Source organism: Streptomyces sp. G5(2025) (genome assembly GCF_049542075.1).
GTDB lineage: Bacteria > Actinomycetota > Actinomycetes > Streptomycetales > Streptomycetaceae > Streptomyces.
This window is the reverse complement of the sequence record NZ_JBMUZT010000006.1, coordinates 448,582-471,641: the sequence shown is the minus strand read 5'-3', so window position 1 is coordinate 471,641 and position 23,060 is coordinate 448,582. Positions and strand designations below refer to the sequence as shown.

General features: G+C 72.1%; 22 protein-coding genes. 11 read left to right on the top strand and 11 right to left on the bottom strand.

Annotation, left to right across the window (positions count from 1 at the left end; genetic code table 11):
• The first annotated feature begins 130 nt into the window (after positions 1-130).
• Complete coding sequence (locus ACOBQB_RS12930) at positions 131-814, top strand: M15 family metallopeptidase (protein ID WP_423591559.1); 684 nt, start codon at positions 131-133, stop codon at positions 812-814.
• Here ACOBQB_RS12930 and ACOBQB_RS12925 read toward each other — a convergent pair.
• Genes ACOBQB_RS12925 through ACOBQB_RS12915 form a run of 3 tightly spaced genes read right to left on the bottom strand, consistent with a single transcriptional unit; the run spans position 811 to position 3,440 of the window.
• Complete coding sequence (locus ACOBQB_RS12925) at positions 811-2,145, bottom strand: aldehyde dehydrogenase family protein (protein WP_423591558.1); 1,335 nt, start codon at positions 2,143-2,145, stop codon at positions 811-813. The two genes, ACOBQB_RS12930 and ACOBQB_RS12925, sit on opposite strands and share 4 nt — an antisense overlap.
• Positions 2,145-2,741 (bottom strand): TetR/AcrR family transcriptional regulator, encoded by a 597-nt coding sequence (locus ACOBQB_RS12920; RefSeq protein ID WP_423591557.1) that lies wholly within the window; start codon positions 2,739-2,741, stop codon positions 2,145-2,147. Before ACOBQB_RS12920 ends, ACOBQB_RS12925 begins: the two co-directional genes overlap by 1 nt.
• Positions 2,742-2,744: 3 nt before the next feature.
• Positions 2,745-3,440, bottom strand: a complete 696-nt coding sequence (locus ACOBQB_RS12915) for a type 1 glutamine amidotransferase domain-containing protein (protein ID WP_423591555.1) — start codon at positions 3,438-3,440, stop codon at positions 2,745-2,747.
• 140 nt (positions 3,441-3,580) lie between these two features.
• Here ACOBQB_RS12915 and ACOBQB_RS12910 point away from each other — a divergent pair, with 140 nt between their 5' ends.
• On the top strand, positions 3,581-4,498 hold the full coding sequence (locus tag ACOBQB_RS12910; RefSeq protein ID WP_423591553.1) for a DNA-binding protein: 918 nt from the start codon (positions 3,581-3,583) through the stop codon (positions 4,496-4,498).
• On the opposite strand, the gene ACOBQB_RS12905 is transcribed toward ACOBQB_RS12910, so the two are convergent.
• Positions 4,461-5,039 (bottom strand): TetR/AcrR family transcriptional regulator, encoded by a 579-nt coding sequence (locus tag ACOBQB_RS12905; protein ID WP_423591551.1) that lies wholly within the window; start codon positions 5,037-5,039, stop codon positions 4,461-4,463. The two genes, ACOBQB_RS12910 and ACOBQB_RS12905, sit on opposite strands and share 38 nt — an antisense overlap.
• 247 nt (positions 5,040-5,286) lie before the next feature.
• On the opposite strand from ACOBQB_RS12905, the gene ACOBQB_RS12900 reads away from it, so the two are divergent.
• Genes ACOBQB_RS12900 through ACOBQB_RS12885 form a run of 4 tightly spaced genes read left to right on the top strand, consistent with a single transcriptional unit; the run spans position 5,287 to position 10,109 of the window.
• Positions 5,287-5,829: a (2Fe-2S)-binding protein gene (locus tag ACOBQB_RS12900; RefSeq protein ID WP_423591549.1), complete on the top strand. Its 543-nt coding sequence runs from the start codon at positions 5,287-5,289 to the stop codon at positions 5,827-5,829.
• Positions 5,826-6,818: an FAD binding domain-containing protein gene (locus ACOBQB_RS12895; protein WP_423591548.1), complete on the top strand. Its 993-nt coding sequence runs from the start codon at positions 5,826-5,828 to the stop codon at positions 6,816-6,818. Before ACOBQB_RS12900 ends, ACOBQB_RS12895 begins: the two co-directional genes overlap by 4 nt.
• On the top strand, positions 6,815-8,968 hold the full coding sequence (locus ACOBQB_RS12890; protein ID WP_423591546.1) for a xanthine dehydrogenase family protein molybdopterin-binding subunit: 2,154 nt from the start codon (positions 6,815-6,817) through the stop codon (positions 8,966-8,968). The genes ACOBQB_RS12895 and ACOBQB_RS12890 overlap by 4 nt, the downstream gene beginning before the upstream one ends.
• Complete coding sequence (locus ACOBQB_RS12885) at positions 8,961-10,109, top strand: XdhC family protein (RefSeq protein ID WP_423591545.1); 1,149 nt, start codon at positions 8,961-8,963, stop codon at positions 10,107-10,109. Before ACOBQB_RS12890 ends, ACOBQB_RS12885 begins: the two co-directional genes overlap by 8 nt.
• Here ACOBQB_RS12885 and ACOBQB_RS12880 read toward each other — a convergent pair.
• A complete protein-coding gene (locus tag ACOBQB_RS12880) occupies positions 10,099-12,318 on the bottom strand; it encodes a WD40/YVTN/BNR-like repeat-containing protein (protein ID WP_423591543.1) in 2,220 nt (739 codons plus the stop codon). The genes ACOBQB_RS12885 and ACOBQB_RS12880 overlap by 11 nt on opposite strands.
• Before the next feature lie 358 nt (positions 12,319-12,676).
• On the opposite strand from ACOBQB_RS12880, the gene ACOBQB_RS12875 reads away from it, so the two are divergent.
• Both ACOBQB_RS12875 and ACOBQB_RS12870 read left to right on the top strand, forming a co-directional pair.
• Entirely contained in the window at positions 12,677-12,976 is a 300-nt protein-coding gene (locus tag ACOBQB_RS12875) for a hypothetical protein (RefSeq protein WP_423591541.1), read from the top strand.
• Positions 12,977-12,978: 2 nt separating this feature from the next.
• Positions 12,979-13,254 carry a hypothetical protein gene (locus ACOBQB_RS12870; protein WP_398549480.1) on the top strand — a complete coding sequence of 92 codons (276 nt, stop codon included), beginning with the start codon at positions 12,979-12,981 and terminating at the stop codon, positions 13,252-13,254.
• 90 nt (positions 13,255-13,344) lie between these two features.
• Here the strand turns inward: ACOBQB_RS12870 and ACOBQB_RS12865 are convergent, their stop codons facing one another.
• From ACOBQB_RS12865 to ACOBQB_RS12855, 3 genes are all read right to left on the bottom strand, one after another.
• Complete coding sequence (locus tag ACOBQB_RS12865) at positions 13,345-14,895, bottom strand: FAD-dependent oxidoreductase (protein WP_423591539.1); 1,551 nt, start codon at positions 14,893-14,895, stop codon at positions 13,345-13,347.
• A 376-nt stretch (positions 14,896-15,271) separates the two neighbouring features.
• Positions 15,272-17,308, bottom strand: a complete 2,037-nt coding sequence (locus ACOBQB_RS12860; protein ID WP_423591537.1) for a CocE/NonD family hydrolase — start codon at positions 17,306-17,308, stop codon at positions 15,272-15,274.
• 73 nt (positions 17,309-17,381) lie between these two features.
• Positions 17,382-18,695 carry an ATP-grasp domain-containing protein gene (locus ACOBQB_RS12855; protein WP_423591535.1) on the bottom strand — a complete coding sequence of 438 codons (1,314 nt, stop codon included), beginning with the start codon at positions 18,693-18,695 and terminating at the stop codon, positions 17,382-17,384.
• Between the two features lie 119 nt (positions 18,696-18,814).
• Between ACOBQB_RS12855 and ACOBQB_RS12850 the strand changes: the two genes are divergently transcribed.
• Positions 18,815-19,480 carry an endonuclease gene (locus ACOBQB_RS12850; protein ID WP_423591533.1) on the top strand — a complete coding sequence of 222 codons (666 nt, stop codon included), beginning with the start codon at positions 18,815-18,817 and terminating at the stop codon, positions 19,478-19,480.
• 256 nt (positions 19,481-19,736) lie between these two features.
• Positions 19,737-19,919 carry a CGNR zinc finger domain-containing protein gene (locus ACOBQB_RS12845; protein WP_423591532.1) on the top strand — a complete coding sequence of 61 codons (183 nt, stop codon included), beginning with the start codon at positions 19,737-19,739 and terminating at the stop codon, positions 19,917-19,919.
• A gap of 129 nt (positions 19,920-20,048) precedes the next feature.
• Here ACOBQB_RS12845 and ACOBQB_RS12840 read toward each other — a convergent pair whose 3' ends face one another.
• Entirely contained in the window at positions 20,049-20,489 is a 441-nt protein-coding gene (locus ACOBQB_RS12840) for a nitroreductase family deazaflavin-dependent oxidoreductase (protein WP_423591530.1), read from the bottom strand.
• A 305-nt stretch (positions 20,490-20,794) separates the two neighbouring features.
• On the opposite strand from ACOBQB_RS12840, the gene ACOBQB_RS12835 reads away from it, so the two are divergent.
• Positions 20,795-21,856, top strand: a complete 1,062-nt coding sequence (locus ACOBQB_RS12835) for a PucR family transcriptional regulator (RefSeq protein WP_423591528.1) — start codon at positions 20,795-20,797, stop codon at positions 21,854-21,856.
• Positions 21,857-21,900: 44 nt separating this feature from the next.
• Here ACOBQB_RS12835 and ACOBQB_RS12830 read toward each other — a convergent pair whose 3' ends face one another.
• Both ACOBQB_RS12830 and ACOBQB_RS12825 read right to left on the bottom strand, forming a co-directional pair.
• On the bottom strand, positions 21,901-22,308 hold the full coding sequence (locus ACOBQB_RS12830) for a CoA-binding protein (RefSeq protein ID WP_423591526.1): 408 nt from the start codon (positions 22,306-22,308) through the stop codon (positions 21,901-21,903).
• A gap of 47 nt (positions 22,309-22,355) precedes the next feature.
• Positions 22,356-22,931: a TerD family protein gene (locus ACOBQB_RS12825; protein WP_423591525.1), complete on the bottom strand. Its 576-nt coding sequence runs from the start codon at positions 22,929-22,931 to the stop codon at positions 22,356-22,358.
• Positions 22,932-23,060 lie beyond the last annotated feature (129 nt).

The window sequence follows — 23,060 nt, the reverse complement described above, 5'->3', positions numbered from 1 at the left end:
GCCGTTGCCGTGTGGAGCCGTATATGGAGCCACCGCGACATGGAGCCACTGCCACAAGGGGGAGTCCGGGGGCGGGTGGGAGCCCGCCCCCGGGGCTGTGCCCGTCACTTCCGCCACGAAGGGGCCGAGTGTGCCGCCGATCATCCTCATGAACGATCCACGGATCGTCGACATCCCGGTCCACGAATGCGGCGAGGCCCTGGTCGACCTGCGCCACCTCCCCTTCGTCGACGTCGACGACCGGCTCGCCGACCCGGCGGGGGCCTACGCCCAGCTGCGCGAGGGCGTCGCCTGGCGCCTGGCCCGCGCCGCCCGGCTGCTGCCCGAGGGGCTGCGGCTGCTGGTCACCGAGGGCTACCGCCCGCTCGACCTCCAGATCCAGTACTTCGAGGAGTACGCCGCGGAGCTCAGACGCGCGCACCCCGAGTGGTCGGCCGACCACCTCCACCGGCAGACGAGCCGTTCCCTCTCGCCGCCCGAGGTGGGCCCGCACGTCGCGGGCGCCGCCGTCGACGTCACGCTGTGCACCACGGCCGGGGACGAACTCGACCTCGGCACGCCGGTGAACGCCAGCCCCGAGGAGAGCGACGGCGCCTGCTACACCGACACCGACCGCATCTCCGCGGCGGCCCGCCGCAACCGCCGCACGCTGAGCGCGGCCCTGGGCACGGCGGGCCTGGTCAACTACCCCACCGAGTGGTGGCACTGGTCCTACGGCGACCGCTACTGGGCCCACCAGACCAGCATGCCCACCGCCCGCTACGGCCCGGCGACCTTCAGCGCGCGGAACGGCGGCCGGGGCGTCTCCCCTTAGGCCAGCGGTACGTCGAGACGCGCGCGGCGGTGGCTGAACGTGGCGATGGAGTGCGGGCCGTGGTAGCTGCCCATGCCGCTCTCGCCGACGCCGCCGAACGGCAGGTCGGGCACGCGCAGGTGGGCCATCGGGAGTCCGAAGCCGAGCCCGCCGGACGAGGTCTCGGTGGCCAGGCGCCGCCGGGTGGTCTCGTTCTCCGTGAAGCCGTAGAGGGCCAGCGGCTTGTCACGGTCGTTGATGAAGGCGATGGCCTCGTCGAGGTCCGCCACCTCGACGATGGGCAGGACCGGGCCGAAGATCTCCTCCCGCATGACGGGGTCGTCCCCCGTCACGCCGGTCAGGACGGTCGGCGCGATGTACAGGTCGTCGCGGTCCGTCTGCCCGCCGAACGCCACCGTCCCGGAGCCGAGCAGCGCCGCGACGCGGTCGAAGTGCCGCTGGTTCACCATGCGGCCGTACCCCTCGCCGGCCTGCGGGTCAGCGCCGAACATGCCCTCCACGGCCTCGGCGAGCGCGGCGGCGAGGGCGCGGGCGGTGGCCGGGTCGGTCAGGACGTAGTCCGGCGCGACGCAGGTCTGCCCCGCGTTGCGGAACTTGGCGTCCGCCAGGCGCCTGGCGACCGTGGTGACATCGGCGTCCCGGTCGACGAACACCGGTGACTTGCCGCCCAGTTCGAGCGTGACGGGGGTCAGGTGCTCGGCGGCGGCCCGCATCACGATGCGGCCGACCGTGCCGTTGCCGGTGTAGAAGATGTGGTCGAAGCGCTGGGCGAGCAGCTCCGTGGTCTCCGGGACGGCGCCCTCGACGACGGCGACCGCCTCGGGGTCCAGGTACCGCGGCACGAGGCGGGCCATCAGCGCGGACGTCGCGGGGGCGAGCTCGCTCGGCTTGAGGACGACGGTGTTGCCCGCGGCGAGCGCGCCCGCCACGGGGATCATCGAGAGCTGGACCGGATAGTTCCAGGGCGCGATGACCAGGACGGTGCCCAGCGGCTCGTACTGCGTGCCGGCCGTGGAGCCATCCGGCAGCCCGGCGAGGGCCTCGCGGTCGAGCCGCGTCGGGGCGAGCCACCGCTCCAGATGGGCCAGCGTGTGGTCGATCTCGTGTACGGGGAGGTCGACCTCGGCGGCGTACGCCTCGGGGCGCGGCTTGCGCAGGTCGCTGTGGAGCGCGTCGGCAATGGCCTCGCGGTTCTCGGTGAACAGCGCCCGCAGCCGGGTCAGCTGCTCCACGCGCCAGGCCAGGGGGCGGGTACGGCCGGTGGTGAAGGTGGCGCGCAGCCGGGCCACGAGGGTCGCGGTGTCTTCGGTGGGGGTGACGGTGGTGGTCATCAGGAGGTTCCTCGGGGAGTGCTGGGAGTGCTGGGAGCGGGGGGAGTGTCGGGGGCTTCGAGCAGGCCCGTCGTGAGGGCGGCGGTCGCCGGGGCCAGCAGGCCACGGGCGCCGGGCATCGACTCCAGGCCGACGACCATCGCCACGCAGATGTCGGCGGCCTCGCGCGGCTCGACACCCTCCGCCGTGCCCGCCTCGGTGAACAGCTCGGTCAGCAGATCACGCAGGTCGCAGGTGAACGTCGTACAGATCTCGCCGAACAGCCGGGCCTTGCCGTCGAGCAGTTCCGTGGTGTGCGGGGAGTCGCCGGCCAGCTGGAGCACCAGGTCGAGCTTGGCGGCCAGTACGCCGTGCAGCCGCTCGCCGTAAGGGGCGTCGGAGGTGGCCGCCGCCCGCGCCCGCCGGAGCGCCTCTTCGTGGAGGCGCCCGGCGAGGCGGCGGAAGGCGTCGTCCTTGTTGCGCACGTACTGGTAGACCGCTGACCGGGACACGCCCATGGCGGAGGCGATGTCGTCCATCGTGGTACGCCGCGCGCCGTACCGCGTCAGGCAGGCGTAGGCGGCGTCGAGGACCTCGTCGAGCCGGTCGGTGCCCATCGCTCAGGCCAGCTTCTTCAGCAGCTCGGCGGCGAGCGGGGCGGAGGAGGCGGGGTTCTGACCCGTGACGAGATTGCGGTCGACGACCACCTTCGGGGCCCAGGGCTCGCCTTCCTGGAAGTCGACGCCGGCCTCGACGAGGCGGTCCTGGAGCAGCCACTTGGCCCGCTCGGCGAGGCCGGCCTGCGTCTCCTCGGCGTTGGTGAAGCCGGTCAGGCGGTACCCGGCGAAGGCGTTCGAGCCGTCGTCCTTCGTGGCGGCGAGCAGGGCGGCCGGGGCATGGCAGACCACGCCCAGCGGCATGCCGATCTCCAGGGCCAGCGTGAGGAGCCTGCCGGAGTCGGCGTTGACGGCGAGGTCCTCCATGGGGCCGTGGCCACCGGGGTAGAAGACGGCGGCGTAGTCGGCGAGGTCCACGTCCTCCAGCTTGATCGGGTCCTGGAGCTCGGTGAAGGCGGCGAGTGAGGCGGCGACCTTGTCGGCACCCTCCTGGCCGCCGTTGGCCTCGGGGGCGAGGGAGCCCTGGTCGACGGTGGGGACCACGCCGCCCGGCGTGGCGACGACGACCTCATGGCCGGCGGCCTTGAAGGCCTCGTAGGGGGCCACGGCCTCCTCGGCCCAGAAGCCGGTCGGGTGGAGACTGCCGTCGGCCAGCGTCCAGTGGTCGGCGCCGGTGACAACGAAAAGGATCTTCGACATGGTGGGTCTCACTCCGAGAGTCTGCGAGTCCGAGAGTCTGACGTTCTGTGCTCAGATCGTCAGTACGGCGACAACTCGACGGTAGACCCATCGGACATAACTATCCAATGCGGAAATCAATGGGAGGTATCGGAAAACCGATGGAGGACCGCGGAATAGGCGGCGTCGTCAGCGTTCAGCGGCGCCTGCTCGCCCTGGAGGCCGCGCACGGCGCGCGGGCCGTGGTGCCCGCTCTGCGCGAGGCCGTGCGACGCGTGCCCGAGCTGTCCGTGGAGCCCGCGAGCCTGCGCGGCCACGACCGGGACCTCCTCGCGGCGCTCGCGGAGCTGTGCGAGGTCGTCGGCTGGCTCCTCTTCGACGCCGGTCTGCACGGCCCCGCCCGCCGGGTGAACGCCCGTGCACTGGCCCTCGCGTGCCTCTGCGGCGACCGCTGGACGGGGCGCCTCGTGCTCCTGAACCACAGCATGCTCCAGGCCCACACCGGCCGCCCGCGTGCCGCCCTGGAGACCGCTTCGCGCGTACGAGGGCCCCGCCCCCTCCCGCCCAGGATCGACGCCCTCGTCCTCATCCGGCGGGCCCACGCCACCGCCCTGCTCGGCGGCCACCGCGAGGCCGCCGAGCTGATCGGCCGGGCGCGGAGCCGCTTCCTGGACGGCGTCTCGCGCCACGACCCGCCCTGGGCGTGGTGGCTCGACGGCACCGAACTGCTCGGCCATGAGGGCTGGGTCCTGGCCCGGCTGCACCGCTGGGACCGGGCGATCCCGCTCCTGCGCGCAGCCGCCACGGCCCCCGGCGGCCCCGCGTACCGGGCCCTGTTCGGCGCGGAGCTCTTCGCGGCGCTCGCGGGAGCCGGAGCCTGGCGCGAGGCCGAAGAGCTCTTGGTGGACCTCGCCGACCGTGCCGCTCACGCCGGGTCGGCCCGTACGGTCGAGTCGCTCACCGCCACCGCGCTCCGCCTGCGCGGGCGGGCCTCGGCCCCTGCCTCGCTGCGCGACGGGGCGGCACACCTCCTGGAGGTGCTCAGCGTCCGGGAGCGCCCGCCCGCAGCCCGTCCATGACGAGGTCCATGAGGCGCCCCGCGCGCGGCTGCCAGTCGCCGTGCGGGTCGATCTGCCAGAGGCCGGCGATGGCGAGCAGGAAGTCGTCGGGGGTCACCCCGGGGCGGATGGTGCCCGCTTCCTCGTTGGCCTTCAGGAGGTACGCCACAGCCTGGGTCAGCGGTCCGTGGCCCACGCCGGACAGGCTGCCGAGCGCGCTCGTCGCCCGGCGTATGGCGTCGGCCAGGCCCGCCTTGGCCATGGCGTACTGGACGAGGCGGTCCATCCACTCCCGCAGCGCCTGGTCGGGGGCGCGGCTCCGCAGCAACTGGCAGGCCGTGTCGCACACTTGCTGCACTTCGTAGCGGTAGACCTCCAGGACGAGCGCCTCGCGGTTGGGGAAGTTGCGGTAGAACGTCCCCTGGCCCACGCCCGCCTTTTTCGCGATCGCGCTCAACGGCGCGTCGCTCGCTCGCGTCAGCTCCATCAGGGCGACTTCCAGGATGCGTTCGCGGTTGCGCTGCGCGTCCGAGCGCAGGGGCGCGTCCTTGTGGTGTCCCACTCGCTCTCCTTCCGCGCCTCGCCGCAGATACGGCCTTGCTAAGCGGACAGGTGTCCACTAGGTTCGACGACTGGTGGACAACTGGACAACCGTCCACTTAGGGCAACCATAGTGCCAGAACCGGCCGCTGGGGACAGCCGTGCCCCGAGGCGCCCTTCTCCTTCTCCGTCTCCTGCACAGCGCCACCGTCTCCCGTACCTCACGCCGGGACCGCCTCGTTCGAGCGATTCGCGAAAGAAGGCTGCTCATGGCTCCATCGACGACCAGTGCCCTCACCCTCAACATCAACGGCGAGAAGCACACACTGTCCGTCGACCACCGCACCACCCTGCTCGACGCACTGCGCGAGCGGCTCGACCTCACCGGCACCAAGAAGGGCTGCGACCAGGGCCAGTGCGGCGCCTGCACGGTGCTGATCGACGGCCGCCGCGCCGTCTCCTGCCTCCAGCTCGCGGTCGCCGCCGAAGGGCGGGAGATCACCACCATCGAGGGCGTCGCCGACGGCGACCGGCTCCACCCCGTGCAGCAGGCCTTCCTCGACCTCGACGGCTTCCAGTGCGGCTACTGCACCCCCGGACAGATCTGCTCGGCCCTCGCCGTGATCGAGGAGCACGCGGCGGGCTGGCCGAGCGCCGCCACCGAGGACGTGCGGCCCGAAGCGGGCGTGCCCGAACTCACCGCGGAGGAGATCCGCGAGCGGATGAGCGGCAACCTCTGCCGCTGCGGTGCCTACGTGTCGATCGTGCAGGCCGTCGCCAAGGCCGCCCGCGCCGAGGAGGAAGCGGTATGAGGGACTTCGCGTACCAGCGCGCCCACGACGTGTCCGCAGCGGTCGCCCTGCTCGGCGCCGACCCCGAGGCCCAGTATCTCGGCGGCGGCACCAACCTCGTCGACCTGATGAAGACCGGCGTCGAGCGGCCCGCGCGCCTGGTCGACGTACGCGAACTGCCCCTGGACGGCATCGAGTCCACCGGCGACGGCGGCCTGCGCGTCGGGGCGACCGTCACCAACAGCGACCTCGCCGCCCACCCCGAGGTGCGCCGCCGCTACCCCGCGCTGGCGCAGGCCGTCCTCGCGGGCGCCTCCGGCCAGCTGCGCAACATGGCGACCGTCGGCGGCAACCTCCTCCAGCGCACCCGCTGCGGCTACTTCACCGACCTGAGCAGGCCCTGCAACAAGCGCGCCCCCGGCACCGGTTGCTCGGCCGTCGAGGGAGAACACCACAACCACGCGATCCTCGGCGCCACCGAGCACTGCGTGGCCACCCACCCCTCCGACATGGCGGTGGCGCTCGCCGCCTTCGACGCCGTCGTCACGTACGAATCGGCCGACGGCCCGGGCCAGTTGCCGCTCGCCGAGTTCTACCTCCCGGTGGGGGACACCCCGCACCTGGAGACCGCGCTGCCGGCCGGTGCGCTGATCACCGGCGTCGTCCTGCCGCCCGCCCCGGTCGCCGCCCACTCCCGCTACCGCAAGGTGCGCGAGCGCGCCTCCTATGCCTTCGCCATCGGCTCCATCGCCGGAGCGCTCGACGTCCGGGACGGTGTCGTGCGCGAGGTGCGTCTCGCCTTCGGGGCCGTCGCGTCCCGGCCGTGGCGGGCGCGGGAGGCCGAGCGGGTCCTGACCGGCGGCCCCGCGGACGCCGAGGCGTTCGCCGCCGCCGCGGACGCCGAACTGGCCGCCGCGCGGCCGCTGCCCCACAACGCGTACAAGGTGACGCTGCTGCGCAACCTCGTCGTGGCCCTGCTGACCGAACTCACCGAGGAGGCCGCCCGATGACCACGACGACCGGACCCACCGCGGTGACGGGCTCCGTCGGCACCGCGCACACCCGCGTCGACGGCCTCGACAAGGTCACCGGCACGGCGCGCTACGCCGGCGAGATCCCCTTCACCGACCTCGCCCACGGCTGGCTCGCGCTGTCCACGATCGCCCGCGGCCGTGTCCGCTCCGTCGACGCCGAGCCCGTCCTCGCGATGCCCGGCGTCCTGACCGTCCTGCACCACGGCAACGCGCCGCGCGTCGACATCGACTACCAGGGCATGCTGGGCCGCCCCGACCCGCTTATCGGGGTCTTCCAGCACGACCAAGTGCCCTTCGCGGGCTGGCCCGTGGCGCTCGTCGTCGCCGAGACCTCCGAACAGGCACGGGAGGCCGCCGAGGCCCTGGTCGTCCACTATGACCAGGAACCGCACGACATAGAGTTCTGCCACGGACGCCCCGGCACGTACACGCCGGACACCGACGGCATGCTGGTGGAGAAGGGTGACCTGGAAGCCGAACTGGCCGCCTCCGCCCACGTCGTGGACGCCGAGTACACCACGCCGGAGGAACACCACAGCCCCATGGAGCCGCACGCGGCGACCGCGCGGTGGGAGGGCGGCAGGCTCGACCTCGTCGACTCCAACCAGGGCAGCACCTGGATCGCCGACGAACTGGCGAAAGTGTTCTCCCTCGACCCGGCCTCGGTGCGGGTGCGCTCCGAGCACGTCGGCGGCGCCTTCGGCTCCAAGGGGCTGCGGGTCCACCAGGTCTGCGCCGCGATGGCGGCGACCGTCCTCGACCGGCCCGTCCGCGTCGTGCTGACCCGACGTCAGATGTTCTCCCTCGTCGGCTACCGCAGCCCCACCACGCAGCGCGTGCGGCTCGGCGCACAGCCCGACGGACGGCTGCGGGCCTTCGACCACCAGGGCCAGAGCCTGACGTCGATCATCCATGAGTTCGTCGAGGCCAGCGCCGGTTTCGGCCGTCCGATGTACGCCGCCGACGCACACCGCAGCGTCAACCGCGTCGTACGCCTGGACGTGCCGACGCCGACCTACATGCGCGCGCCCGGCGAGGCCCCCGGGTCGTTCGCGCTGGAGTCCGCGCTCGACGAACTCGCCGAGAAGTGCGGCATGGACCCCATCGCGCTGCGGGCCCGCAACGAACCCGCGGTGGGACCCGTCTCCGGGCTGCCGTTCAGCAGCCGCAACCTCACCGCCTGCTTCGACGAGGGCGCCCGCAGGTTCGGCTGGGCCGACCGCGACCCGCGCCCCCGCACACGCCGCGAGGGCCGCTGGCTGATCGGCACCGGCACGGCCGCCGCCACCTTCCCGGTGCTCGTCGGCCCGGCCACGGCGGCCGTGACGGCCCAGGCCGACGGGACGTTCACCGTGCGCATCACCGCGGCGGACGTCGGCACCGGCGCGCGGACCGCGCTCACGCTGATCGCCGCCGACGCCCTGGAGGTGGCGCCGGAGCGCGTCAAGGTCCACATCGCCGACAGCGACTTCGGCCCCGCCATGATCGCGGGCGGCTCCATGGGCACCCGCTCCTGGGGCTGGGCGGTCACGGCGGCGGCGCGCGAACTGCGCGAGAAGCTGGTCCCCGGCGGCGACATCCCGGCGGAGGGCATCACCGCGCGCTCCGACACCAGCGCCCTCCTCGGCACGCTCTCGCAGAAGGAACGTCACTCCTACGGCGCGCAGTTCGCCGAGGTCGCGGTGGACGTGGCCACCGGCGAGGTCCGCGTACGGCGCATGCTCGGCATCTTCGCCGCCGGCCGCATCATCAACCCCCTCACCGCGCGCAGCCAGTTGGTCGGCGGCATGACCTGGGGCCTGTCCATGGCACTGCACGAGGAGGCGGTCAGGGACCGGGCCTCGGGCGCCCACGTCGGCCCCGACCTCGCGGGCTACCACGTCGCCGCGCACGCCGACGTGCCGCACATCGAGGCGGACTGGGTCGACGACCCCGACCCCGAGGACCCCGTGGGGATCAAGGGCATCGGTGAGATCGGCATCGTCGGCGCCGCCGCGGCGATCGCCAACGCGGTCTGGCACGCGACCGGTGTCCGCCACCGGAACCTGCCGATCCGCCCCGACCGCGTGATCGAGGACGGCCTGCCCGAGACGGCTGCAACGGAGGCGGGCGGCAGCGGTGCTTGACATCGCCGCCGACCTGCACCAATGGGTCGAGGAAGGCCGAGACTTCGCAGTCGCCACCGTCATGAACGTCGGCGGCAGCGCACCGCGCGGTCCCGGCGCCGCCCTCGCCGTCGACAGCGAGGGCACGGCCATCGGCTCGGTCTCCGGCGGCTGCGTGGAGGGCGCGGTGTACGACCTGTGCGTCCAGGCCCTCCAGGACGGCACGACCACCGCCGAACGGTTCGGCTACAGCGACGAGGACGCCTTCGCGGTCGGCCTCACCTGCGGCGGCGTCATCGAGGTGCTCGTCACCCCGGTGACCGGGGACGCGCCGCACAGGGCGGTGCTCGCCACCGCCCTGTCGGCCGCCGCCCGCGGTGAGCAAGCCGCCTTGGCCCGGATCACGCGGGGCCCCGCCGACCTCCTCGGCAAGGCGCTCGTGGTCCGCCCCGACGGGACGTACGAGGGAAGCCTCGGCGGACACCCGGAGCTGGACCGCACGGCGGTGGGGGAGGCCCGCGCCCTGCTGGCGGCCGGCCGCACCGGCGAGTTCGTCGTCTCGGAGAGCGGCTCACGCTGCGGGAGCGAACTGACCTTCCTGGTCGAGTCGAGCGTGCCGCCGCCCCGCATGATCGTGTTCGGGGCCGTCGACTTCGCGGCGGCCCTGGTCCGCGCGGGAAAGTTCCTCGGCTACCACGTCACGGTCTGCGACGCCCGCCCCGTCTTCGCGACGCCGCTGCGCTTCCCCGAGGCGGACGACATCGTCGTCGAGTGGCCGCACCGCTACCTGGAGCGGACCGCGACCGACGAGCGCACGGTGCTGTGCGTGCTCACCCACGACGCCAAGTTCGACGTGCCGCTCCTCGCGGCGGCGCTGCGGCTGCCCGTCGCGTTCGTCGGCGCGATGGGGTCGCGCCGCACCCACGAGGACCGCGACCGCAGGCTCCGCGACGTCGGCGTCACCGCCGAGGAACGAGCGCGGCTGCGCTCGCCGATCGGCCTCGACCTCGGCGCCCGCACGCCCGAGGAGACCGCCCTGTCCATCGCGGCGGAGATCGTCGCGGCCAGACAGGGCGGCACGGGCCTGCCGCTCACCGGTTCACGGACGCCGATCCACCACGAGGAGCCCGTGAACCGCCCTCAGCGGGTGGTCAGTTCGTAGCCAGTTCGTAGAACCCCCTGCCGAACGTGGCCGCCAGCAGGCGCCGGTGTCCGGCGTCGTACTCGATGTCGTCCACGGGGACCGCGGGCATGCCCCGGCCGAGGCGCGACCACACGGGCTTGCCGGAACGGGAGGTGAACACGCCCTGGTCGGTGCCGATGTGCAGCCGCCCGCCGTGCCCGAGTACGAGATCGTTGACGGGCGCGTCCGGGAGGTTGCCGGACAGGTTCCGCCAGCTCTTGCCGCCGTCCGAACTGCCGTAGACATGCGCTGTGTTGGACCCGGAGCGGTAGGCGGAGTGGGTGGTGTACACGCGGTCGGGATCGCGCGGGTCGACCACCACGCGGGTCACCCACGAGCGGCCCTCAGCCAGCTTCTTCCAGTGCGCGCCGAGATCCTTGGTGACCCACAGCCGGCCGTCGTCGGTGCCCGCGTAGAGTGTGCGGCCGTCGCCCGCGGGCGCGATCGAGGTGATCGTGCCGTAGTTGGTGTAGAGCGGGTCGGGGCCGGGGCCGCCGGACAGGTCGGGGCTGATGGGCCGCCAGGTCACGCCGCCGTCGGTGGAGCGGTTGACCACCTCCGAGCCGTAGTAGAGGACGCGCGGGTCCTTCGGGTCGAAGACCACGGGCGTGAACCAGTTGCGGCGCTTGAACGTCGTCTTGTCCGCGAAGTAGGTGAGGGTGTCGCCGCCGTCCGTGGAGCGGAAGCAGTTGCCGTACTGGTAGCAGGCGAAGACGTTGTTCACGTCCGTGGGGTTGATGAGGTTCTCCTCGCCGTCGCCGCCGAGGTATTCGTTGAAGCGGGGCCCGCCCCAGGAGCGCAGCGAGCCGTTGTCCTGGGAGCCGCCCGAGATGCGCCCGGTGTCCTGCGGGGTGAGGGCCGCGCTGTAGAGCTGCGTGTACGGCTCGTGGCGGGCCTTGGTCCAGCCGCCGTCGCCGTTCGCGTCGGAGCGGTAGACGCCGCCGTCGTTGCCGAGGTAGACGCGGCCGGGCCTGCGCGGGTCCCACACCATCGCGTGCTGGTCGACGTGGATGCTCGTGTCGTCGGCGCTCCAGGTGGCGCCGCCGTCCTTCGTGGTCATCAGAGGAACACCCGCCACATGCACGTGGTTTGCGTTCTTCGGGTCGGTCCACACCTTCCCGAACCACCAGCCGAACGACGACTGCGAGTCGGTCAGCCGCTGGTCGGCGGGGGTGCGCCGCCAGTGGTCACCGCCGTCGGTGGAGGCGTAGAAGCCCTCGAAGGAGCCGCCGGTCCTGTTGACGACCGCGTACGCCTTCTCACCCGCGACCGCGAGGCCGATACGCCCCACGTCCGGCCCCTGTTCGGGCAGTCCGCCACCGAGCCGCCGCCAGCTCTTCCCGTCGTCGTCACTGCGGAAGATCCCGGAGCCCACGCCGCCGTAGGTGCGCAGCTCCGGCGTGCGGCGGTGGTCCCACAGCACGGCGTACAGCCGCTTGCCCCGGACGACGATCTCGGTCGCGCCGGTGAACTCGTTGGCACCGGTCAGAATCCGCCGCCACGTCTTGCCGCCGTTCTCCGAGCGGTAGACGCCGCGGTCACCGCCGCCGTTGTAGAGCGACCCGGCGGCGGCCACGTAGATGCGGCGCGGGTCGCGGGGGTCCACGGTGATCGCGCTGATGGCCCCGGAGTCCCGCAGTCCGATCCGCCGCCAGTGCCTGCCGCCGTCGGCGCTGCGGTACAGGCCCGTCCCTTCGTAGGTGATGCTGCCGCCGCCGGGGTTGGGCTCACCGGTGCCTGCGTACAGGGCGCCGTCCGGGCCGGTGGCGACCGCGCCCATGGCCTGGGTCCAGCTGTCGGGCCAGGCGGAGGCGAAGGTGCGGCCCGCGTCCGTGCTGCGCCAGATCCCGCCGCTGGCCGCGGCGGCGTACAGAGTGTCGGCCCGCTTCGGGTCCAGGGCGAGCGACACGATCCGGCCGCCGATGTTGGTGGGGCCGAGCGCCTTCCACCGCCCGCCCGTGGTGGGCAGTTCGCGTGCCTGCGCGGCGGCGTTCTCGTGGGCGTGCCGGGGGATCGGCTCGCCCGGCACGGTCTTCTGGAGGTAGCGGTACTCGGCCGGTGCGGCGGGCCCGCGGACGGGGCGGTACACGTCACCCGGCCCTGGCGGCGCCGCGCCCGCCGGTGCGGTTGCCAGGAGGACGACGCCCACGAGCGGGGCGAGGACCAGATGAAGCAGGCGTCTGCGCATGGGCACCCTCTTCTTCGTCATGGCCAGGACAAGCCGTGCCGACGTTACGAGAGGGGAGGGGGGAACAGAAGGGCGCGAGTTGGCCTTTGTGACGGGTCTTGGGGCCGGGCCTGCCGACAGACACGTCAACGTGCCGCACACCAGCGGCAGTTACTCGCCGGTTGGGTCCCGTTCTTTCCTCCGGCGTGCGCGACCGTCAAGTTGCCGCTAAGCGCAAGCGAGTTCATCCTGGAAATGAGTTCGAAACCGCTGACCTGTCATGGCGCCGGTGGTAGCAGCCGACGTCGATCCGGGCGAGGGCACACTTGCCGACACCCGTTTTCGCAGAGCCCGTTGGGCGCGTAATGGAAGGCACGTCATGGCGTTCGTCAATGTGGGTCACTACTGGCTGGCCAATGGTGCCAGTACGTGGGTCTTCATCAAATTCGGCACGGTAGGCACGGACCGCAAGGCCCAGTGGATCATGGCGGACCCCCTGCCGTTCGACACCTTTCCGACACCCTCCGGAATCATGCAGTTCGAAGTGGGCAGATTCCAGAGGCGACACGAATACCGCAACGGTGGCTCGGAGTACACGTATTTCTGCCTCGTGCAGAACACCCCGTCTCCTGGCTGGCTCGGAGGCTGGTTCAGCCTCTCGGGCGGAGGGAATGTATAGCCATGGCCACAAGGAACCTGCTCGTCATCAAGGACGCGCGCGGCGAGGTCATCGCCGCACAAGTCGAGGGCCGTCCCGACGACGAGGTCGTGAGTTACATCGTTCCCGCGGAACCCGAGCACACCCTGTACAGGGTCTCCAACGTTCCCGCGGAAATCTTCGACCGCGTCCACCCGGCCGAGTTCCAGGGCATGATCACCGAACACGTCAATTCCGACGCCGCGGAGGTCGAGGCGCTCACCGCCGAGAATCTCCGTGAGTACTACTCGGGCCTGTGATCGGCCCTCGCCCCACCCTCGGTGGTAACGCCCCACCCCTGGTGCAACGCCCCGCCCCGGCAGTCGCATTGCCGGGGCGGGGCGTTGTCCTCACGACCCCGGCAGTTCCCGACGCTCCAGCGGACGGGTCGCGGGCCCCTGGAGGACCTCGCCGTCCGTGCCGAAGCGGGAGCCGTGGCAGGGGCACTCCCACGTGGTCTCCGCCTCGTTGAACGCGACCAGGCAGCCCATGTGGGTGCAGCGGGCGGAGACGGCATGGAGTACGCCGTCCTCGTCGCGGTGCACCGCGCAGCGGCGGCCCTCGACCCGGACCACGGCGCCCGAGCCCGCGGGGATCTCGTCCACCGAATCGACGTGACTGCGCAGCCGGTCACCGACGAAGTGCTTGGCGACCTCGGCCTGTTGGCTCAGCAGCGAGGGCACCTCCCGGACGGTGGTCAGCAGCCGCCGCGGGTCGTACAGCTCGGCCCAGGAAGACTTCTCGCCCTGGATCAGCCGGGCGAGCAGGGCGCCGGCCATCACGCCGCCGCTCATGCCCCAGCCGCCGAACCCGGTGGCCACATAGGTGTGCCGGGCGCCGGGGTGGAAGGGCCCCACCATCGGGACGCCGTCGGTCACGGAGTTGTCCTGGGCCGCCCAGCGGTAGGCCGTCTCCCCGACGTCGAAGCGCTCCCGCATCCACGCGTCGAGCGCCCGGAACCCGGCGGCCGCGTCCCCCGTGCCCGGCGTGAAGCCCTCGCCCGTCACGATCAGCAGCCGCCCGCCGTCGTCGCCGTACGGCGCGGTGCGCACCGACCGCTTGCCCTCCTCCTGCGTGATGTACATGCCGCCGGGGTCCTGCCCGGGGGCCAGCGGCGCGGCGACGACGAGTTCACGCTGGGCCGACAGCCGGGCGAAGAGCAGGGCGCGGTCGAAGACGGGGTAGTGCGTGGCGACGACGACGGCCTTCGCGGTCACCGTGTGCCCGGACTCGGCGGTCACCCGGCACGGCGAGCCTTCGCGCAGGCCGGTCACCCGGGTCCGCTCGTGGATGACCCCGCCCTGCGCGAGCAGGTCGGCGGCGAGCGCGAGGAGATAGGCGCGCGGATGGAACTGCGCCTGGTCCTCCACCCGCACCGCGCCCGCCACGTCGAAGGGCAGGCCGGTGACCTCGGTGTACTCGGCGGGCAGGCCCGCCTCACGGGCCGCCGCTGCCTCCGCCCGCAGCTTGTCGGTGTCCTCGGGGCGGACGGTGTAGGTGTAGGCGGGCACGCGCTCCAGTCGGCAGTCGATGCCGACGTCCGCGCAGACGTCCGCGACATGCTCCACCGCCTCCTGCTGGGAGCGGGCGTACAGCTGGGCGGCCTCCGCCCCGCGCGTGCTGCGCAGCCGCTCGTACACGAGGGTGTGCAGGGCGGACAGCTTGGCGGTGGTGTAGCCGGTCACCCCGGCGGCGATGCGGTCGGCTTCGAGGACCGCGACCGTCCGCCCGGTGCGGGCCACCTCCCAGGCCGTGCTGAGCCCGGCGATGCCGCCGCCCACCACGGCGACGTCCACCTCGATGTCCTCGGCCAGCGGCGGGTAGGACGTCGGCCCGGTGCTGTCCATCCAGTAGGACTCCGGTCGGCCCGGCAGCGGTCCCGTACGAGGTGTGACAGCCATGGCGGCTCCCTGTTCCCATGCTCGGCGTTCGTTGATCGTGCGGGTTCCCCCGCCTCACCGCGTCAATCCGGTGGGGCGGGGACCGCGGATCTTGCCCACAGGCTACGCAAAAGGTGCATAGCGCGCCCGCGGGGTGAGCGGCGTCGCTGGGTGGGACCGTCAATGTCCCGGTCGGCCGGAGGTCTGGGTCGCGGGCGTGTTCGCCCCGACGGCGGTCCTCCTCCTCGCGTGCGCCGAGCTGGGGCAGTCGGCCGGCGCGTGCGGCCTCGGCTTCGGACTTGCCCCCGAAGCCGCGCGGGGAGAGCGGGGAGAGCACGGCCTCGATCGCCCCGGCGGTGCGTCGCGCCCGCAAGGACGACCTGACCCCGGTGTCCGCCTAGAGCCAGTCCCTGGGCACCGTCTCGTTCCACGTACGGGAGAAGACGCGGCGCTCCCCCTCATAGCCGTCGAGCGTGGCGTCGACGAGGAAGTCGTCCCCGTCGCACCGCAGCACCGTGCGGGTGCGCACGCTCACATCCCAGTCGTCCCGCGCGAAGCGCATGGTCCAGGCCGATTCGCCCGTCACCGACGTGAAGTCCTCGCCCGTGGACGTGTACCGCTCGAAGGCGCGGCAGCCGACGTCGAGCCCGATGTCCTCGTACCGCACGGTCCCGCGGTCCTTGACGATCTCCAGCGCGGAGTTGTAGCCGATCAGGTCCCGCCTGACCTCCCAGCGCTGGTCCGGCTGCGACAGCCGGGTGGTGGCCAGGGGCTCGGTGCCCTCGGGCTCGCCGAAGGGACGCAGCGGCGCGTTGTCCGGCTCGGATACCGGCCGTACCGGCAGCCGCAGCGCGCTGGTGCCCTCGTACACGCTGAGCAGGACGGGCCGGGGCGGGGGCCAGGCGAGCGGCCAGTACGACGTCGACAGCGACAGCCGGATGCGGTGGCCGGGCGGGAAGCACTGGGCCACGCCGTTGAGCTGGAGCGTCGCGCGGTAGCGGCGGCCCGGCTCCAGGGGCTCGGGCTCGCCCGTGCCGTCCCTGCGGGTCAGGTTGAGCACGCCGTACGTCACCCGGGTGGCCCGTCCGTCGGGGGCCACGTCGGAGATCCGGGCGGCGACCGTGGCCACCGGTTCGCTGACCGACAGGTCCAGGTCGACGATGGGGGAGCCGAGGATCTCCACCGGCTCGGTCAGCTGCGGGGAGTCGAAGACCAGCGAACCGCCGTCCTCCTCGCGCTGGTCGTAGGGCAGGTCGGGCGGCGCGTTGTAGGAGGCCCACTTGCCGGCGAACTGGCCGACCGACAGCGGGGACTGCACGGTCATGGCCTCACCGGAGCCGTCCTTCTCGACCGCCTCCCCCTCCCAGGCGATGCGGTGACGCGTCAGCGGACGGCTGACCTCCTCGATGTGCGGCGAGGGCCAGTCCGGCTCGCCGACCCAGCGGCCAGGACGCTCCTCGTACGCCGTCGAGGGCGGCACGCTGTCCTGCATCCAGGCCCGCAGCATCGGGCCCTCCATGACGCCGTTGTCCTCACCCTTGAGCCAGTGATCCCACCAGCGCACCACTTCCTGGAGGTAGCCGATGGCGGGGCCCGGCTCGCCCAGGTGCGGATACTTGTGCGACCAGGGGCCGATCAGCCCCTTGCGCGGCACGTCGAGATGGCCGAGCAGCCGGGTCACGGCGTTCGAGTAGCCGTCCGCCCAGCCGCTGGAGGCGAGGACGGGACAGCGTACGTCCTGGTAGTTCTCACAGACCGAGGCGTGCTTCCAGTAGTCGTCGCGCCGCTGGTGGCGCAGCCACTCCAGGACCCAGGGACGCGCGTTGTCAAGGCGCTCGTGCCACATCTCGCGCCAGCGGTCACCGACCACGGCCGGATCGGGGGGACAGGTGGCGTACGCGAACATGGTCCCCGCCTCGGCGAGGTTGTCCGACAGCATCGCGCCACCCATGTAATGCATGTCGTCGGCGTACCGGTCGTCCGTGAACGACGAGATGACGATCGCCTTCAGGCTCGGCGGCCGCCGCGCGGCGACCTGGAGCGCGGCGAACGCCCCCCAGGAGATGCCCATCATGCCGGTGGAGCCGTCGCACCAGGGCTGCTCCGCCAGCCAGGCGAGCACTTCCTCGGCGTCGGTCTGCTCCAGTTCCAGGTACTCGTCCCGCAGGACGCCCTCGGACTCGCCGGTGCCGCGCACGTCCACGCGGACACACGCGTAGCCGTGGCCCGCGATGTAGGGGTGGTGGATCGAGTCACGCACCGAACTCAGATCGCGCTTGCGGTACGGGATGTACTCAAGGACGGCCGGTACCGGCGCGTCGTCCGAGGACGCGGGGCGCCAGACGCGCGCCGACAGCCGGACGCCGTCGGACATCGGGATGAGGACGTGTTCTTCCTCTTTCGTCGCGTACGGGAGATTGCCCACGTAACGCATGGGGCCGTGCCATCCTCTCGGTCGGTTCTTCCGTGCCTGTGTCGCTTGTGCCGCCTGCGGCGCGTCGGCCGTGCTAGTCGTTGGTGACGTCGCGGCCGCCGGGCTCCGTCTCGTCGAAGGTCAGGCCGAGCGCGGCCACGCAGCGGTCGTACTTGCGCCGCACGTCCTCCTCGTCGTCACCCCCGATGGCGAAGTGGGCCAGCTCGTAGCTGTAGCTGTCCTGGTGACCGGCGTCGGACAGCCGCTGGCCCTCCTCGACCAGCACCTCGATCCGGACGTCGCCGATCTCGCGCTCGACGCGGTCGAGCTCCTCGCGCGTCGGCACGTTGTGCACCACGCCGTCGGCGAACCACCGGTAGTACCACTTGGCGGCCGTCGCGCAGGGCCCCTCGCGGTGGGGGAGCTTCGGGTCCTCGCCGAAGGCGAGGCTGACCATGCAGTGGTGGTTCGGGACGCCGTCGACGTACTCGAAGAGCTCGGCGTGCGCCTGCGAGTGCCGGGGGTTGATCTCCAGCAGGTTCAGCTCGTCCGTACCGGGGTCGTAGAAGTACTCGATGCTGAAGGTCGCGTCGTCCATGCCGATCTGCCGCATCACCCGCTCCGACACGTCGTGCAGGCGCCGCACCACCGGCTCCGGCAGCGTGGACGGGTACTGGTGGCGAAGGAAGCACGAGGAGTCCGGGTAGTTGATGGAGTCCAGGACGCCGTAGACGGTGACCTCACCCCGGTGGACGTAGCCCTCGACGGCGACCTGGATGCCGGAGAGCGCCTCCTCGGCGAGACAGACCTGCGCGCCGACGCCCGCCATCTCCTCGGGCAGCTCGATCTGCTCCATGATGTGCTCGAAGGGCCGGCCGACCAGGCCGATCCCCTCCTTGATCTTGGCCACGGCCGCGTCGAACTCCTCCTCGTCCTTCACGCTGTAGGCGAGCTTGGAGGAATACGACAGGGCGGGCTTGAGCCACATCGGGAAGCGCACGCCCTCCGGCGGCTTCGGGGTGTCCGCCTCCAGGTCGACCCGGCCGAAGCGCGGATGCTCCTCGATCACCTTCTGCTGCTCCAGGCGGCTCCAGTACTTGTGCTCGCACTTGACGACCGACTCCAGGCTGGTGCTCCGGGTGCCGTACAGGTCGCCCAGCATCGCGACCATCGTGCTGACCGGGAAGTCCCAGTAGCCGACGATCGCGTCGATGCTGCCGTCGAACGCGTCGAGTATCTTCCGCGCCTTCTCCATGAGCTCCGGTACGGAGACCTCGCCGCCCTGAAGCTCCTCGATCGAGAGCAGCGGGTGGAAGCGGTAGTCCTGTGCGTGCGGGACGGCGTGCAGGGTGGGCAGGTTGGCCTCGTCCAGACCGATCACGAACACATTCTTCTGGCGTGCAGCCACGTTTGCTCCTTCTGCTGGGGTCAGAGCGGCTGTGTACCCGCAGGCCAGAGGTGCACACGTCGGCCATCATGGGCAGGGGGACCCCGACCGCGCAGGAGATCCCGACCGTGAGGAGAACCATGGCCGACCGACGCAGCCGCGCCCCGTCCGTCGTGCGGGCGCTGCTCGACGCCCACGGCAGCACCTACGCCGAGGACGCCGGCATCCGGCTGCGGGACACGCCGCAGCCGCTGTACCAGCTGCTCGTCCTGTCCGTCCTGCTGAGCGCCCGCATCCGCAGCACCGTGGCGGTGGCCGCGGCCAGGGAGCTCTTCGACGCCGGGATGCGCGATGCGCGGCGCATGGCCGACGCGTCGTGGCAGGCCCGCGTCGACGCGCTGGGCCGGGGCGGCTACCGGCGTTACGACGAGCGGACCTCCACGCAGCTCGGGGAGGGCGCCGAGCTGGTCCTGCGGGATCACGGCGGCGATCTGCGCCGTCTGCGGGACGCGGCGGGCGACGACGACGCGGAACTGAGCAGGCAACTCCAGAAGGTGCCCGGCCTCGGGCCCATGGGCGCCGACATCTTCCTGCGCGAGGTGCAGCGGGTATGGCCGCGGGCGGCACCGCGCCTCGGTGACAAGGCCCTGCAGGGCGCGCGGCGGCTCGGCCTGCCCGACGACCCGGACGAACTGGTGCGCCTCGCCGGGGACAGCGACCCCGCGGCCCTGGCGGCGGCGCTCGTACGCGCCGCCCTGGACAAGAGCGTCGTCGAAGAGCTGGTGGGAGAAGGAGACCCGTCGTGACCACATCACACCGGGAGCAGCCGGGCGATGAGCCCGCTGAGTTGCCGGCGTAGCGGCACTCGCGCATCTCGACCCGTTCCACGAGGCGCTCGGCGGGATGGCCGCACACGGGGAAAGGGGAACGCGCAGCCCCCCGGCCCGGTGGTCGCGTGCTCCGGCGAGGCCGCGCTGCGGCTCGGCGAAGACGGCGTCGTACGCCTGGGACCGCACGGCACCGGCTGGCGCCACCTCGTCGCGCTGGCCCTCGCCGTGTTCGTTGTACGAAGAGCAGCGGTCCGACACCGCCCGCCATCTCAAGGCCTGCCGCAACCCGCTCTGCCGGGTCGCCTTCTACGACCGCTCCCGCTACGACAGCGGCGTCTGGCATGACGTGAAGACCCGCGGCAACGCGGCGAACCTCCGGGCCTACCGCGCGCGTCGGCGCGAAAAGGAAGTGTGACGCGAGGGCTCCCCGGTCGTGTCACGCCGCAAGGGCGCAACGGGCTCGCGGCCGCGTCACGTTCCAACTGCGCGGGCTCGGGCGGCTCAGCCCTCGACGGCCGTCAGGACGAAGTGCCGCTCGGGCGGCTCACGCCTCGACGGGCGTCAGGACGAAGAGCGGGATCTCGCGGGTCGTCTTCTTCTGGTAGTCGCCGTAGGCCGGCCACACCGCGACCGCCCGCTCCCACCAGAGCTGCCGCTCGTCGCCCGTGACGATCCGCGCGCGATAGTCCTTCTTCACCGGACCGTCCTGCAACTCCACGAGTGGGTGCGCCACGAGGTTGTGGTACCAGGACGGGTTCGCCGGGTCGCCTCCCTTGGAGGCCACCACCGCGTACTCCCCTTCGTGCTCGACGCGCATCAGGGGGTTCTTGCGCAGCTTCCCGCTCTTGGCGCCGAGCGACGTCAGCACGATGACGGGCTTGTCCATCAACGTCGTGCCCTCGGTGCCGCCGGAGCGCTCGTACAGCTCGGCCTGCTTGCTCGCCCAGTCCCACGTACCGGGCTCGTAATCTCCAGTCAGAGGCATGCCCTGTCCAACCGCGCGGGGGCGCCGATTGTTCCGGCGGCCCTCAGAGACTCGACATCCCTCACAGACTCAGCATTTCTGGTAACCGTCGATGACGCGGGCGGCCGTCACCGTCCCCGGCCCGCTCACCGACAGCCTCCGCGCACCGGCCAGGGGCCCGGCCTGTGGATGGTTCTCGGGAGCGAGTACATCGGGCGGCGGTGAGGAGGTCCGGGGTCGGCTGCCGCCCGTCAACCCGTCATGCGTTAAAAAGGCATCAACGTAAACGCGGCAACGACTCATCGAGGCAACAGGGGCGGGCGGGCATGGCGGAGCAGGACATACCGGAGGAGTATCTCGACGGCTATGCCCACATCCTCGCCGCCGCCTCCTCGACGGGACGGCGGCTGACGCGCGAGGAGCTGGACTCCCGGCGCGCGCTGGGGGAGCGGGCGGCCGAGGCGGGCCACGGTCTGCGGGCCCTGGTCGGCGCGCACCTGACGGCCACCCGCGCGCACTGGCCCGCCTCACGGACGGTCTCCGCCGACAGCGTGCTGGCCGCCGCGGAGCAGGCCGTGGACGCCTTCGCCGAGGGGTACGAACGCGCGCAGCGCCTCGCCGTACGCCAAGAGGAGGCGGCCCGGCGGGAGTTCATCGACGATCTGCTCTACGGCCGCAGCGACCTCGGCCTGCTCGCCGAACGCGCGGAACGCTTCGGGCTGCGCCTGTCCTACGAGCACGCGGTCGCCGTCGCCGAGGGCGCGAGCGGCTATGAGGAAGGGCACGCCGTGCCCCGCGAGGTCGAACGTGCCCTGATCGGCCGGTTCGGCGACCGCAGCATCCTGCTGACCACCAAGGACGGCCGCCTGGTGTGCATCGCCCCGGGCGACCAGGACGAGGTGCTGACGTTCTTCGCCAAGCAGGCGTACGCCGCCACCGACGGCGGACGCGTCGCCATCGGCCGCCCGCAGCCCGGCCCGGGCGGCGTCGTCCAGTCGTACGAGGAAGCGCTGAACGCCCTGGACCTCGCCGAGCGCCTGGAGCTCGACGAGCCCGTACTGCGCGCCGCCGACCTGCTCGTCTACCCCGTTCTGACCCGCGACCGGCAGGCCATGGCCGATCTGGTGGTGAACACGCTCGGCCCGCTGAGCCAGGCCCGTGGCGGCGCGCAGCCGCTCATCGACACGCTCGCCGCCTACTTCGACTCGGGCTGCGTCGCGGCGGAGGCCGCCCGCCGGCTCGCGCTGAGTGTGCGCGCCCTGACCTACCGCCTGGAACGCATCCACCGGCTCACGGGCGCCAACCCGTCGGACCCCGTGCACCGCTACACCCTGCAGACGGCGGTGATCGGCGCACGCCTGCTCGACTGGCCCGCGAAGCCGTTCTGAACCCGCGAAGCCGTTCTGAACCAGGGCGGCGCGGGACCCGGCACCTAATCGAGCAGCGGGATCTCGATGGCCGGGCAGCGGTCCATGACCATGTCCAGGCCCGCCGCGCGCGTGCGCTCGTACGCCGCCTCGTCGACCACGCCGAGCTGGAACCACACCGCGGCGGCCCCGGCCGCCACGGCCTCGTCGGCGACCTGGCCCGCCAGGCCGCTGTTGACGAACACGTCGACGACATCGACCTTGAACGGCACGGCGGACAGGGACGGATAGCCCTGCTCGCCGTGGACCGTCTCCGCCTTGGGGTGGATCGGCACGACACGCTTGCCGAAGCGCTGGAGGACGGCCGCGACGCCGTACGCCGCCCGGTCGCGGTTGGCGGACAGGCCCACGACGGCCCAGGTGTCGCCCAGCTCCGTCAGGATCTTGCGCACCGTCTCCTGGTCGCCGTACATGACCTGCCTCCTCAAGGGTCCCGGCCGAGTGCCGTCAGGGACCGCGGTCAGACGTTCACGCCGAAGTCCGACGCGATGCCCCGCAGTCCACTGGCATAACCCTGACCGACCGCGCGGAATTTCCACTCCGTGCCGTGCCGGTAGAGCTCACCGAAGACCATGGCGGTCTCCGTCGAGGCGTCCTCGGAGAGGTCGTAGCGCGCGATCTCGACGCCGTCCGCCTGGTTCACGACGCGGATGAAGGCGTTGCGGACCTGGCCGAAACTCTGGCCGCGGTTCTCCGCGTCGTGGATCGACACCGGAAAGACGATCTTCTTGATCTCGGCGGGGACCTCCGCGAGGTTCACCTTCACGGCCTCGTCGTCGCCCTCGCCCTCACCGGTGAGGTTGTCGCCGGTGTGCTCGACCGAACCGTCCGGGCTCGTGAGGTTGTTGTAGAAGACGAAGTGCTGGTCGGAGACGACCTTGCCGGAGTCGTCGCAGAGCAGCGCGCTGGCGTCCAGGTCGTAGTCCGTGCCCGTCGTGGTGCGCACGTCCCAGCCCAGGCCGACCAGCACGGCGGTGAGGCCGGGGGCCTCCTTGCTGAGCGAGACGTTGCCGCCCTTGGCCAGCGAAACTCCCACGATGTCCTCCTGAAGTTCGGGTTCATGCCGGTTCCGTAGAATCTACAGGAATGTAGAAGACGGTGGGGCGGGTCGGGCCCGTTACGATGTGGCGCTCCCGACCGCCGCGGAGCACCAGGAGGCCGGAGG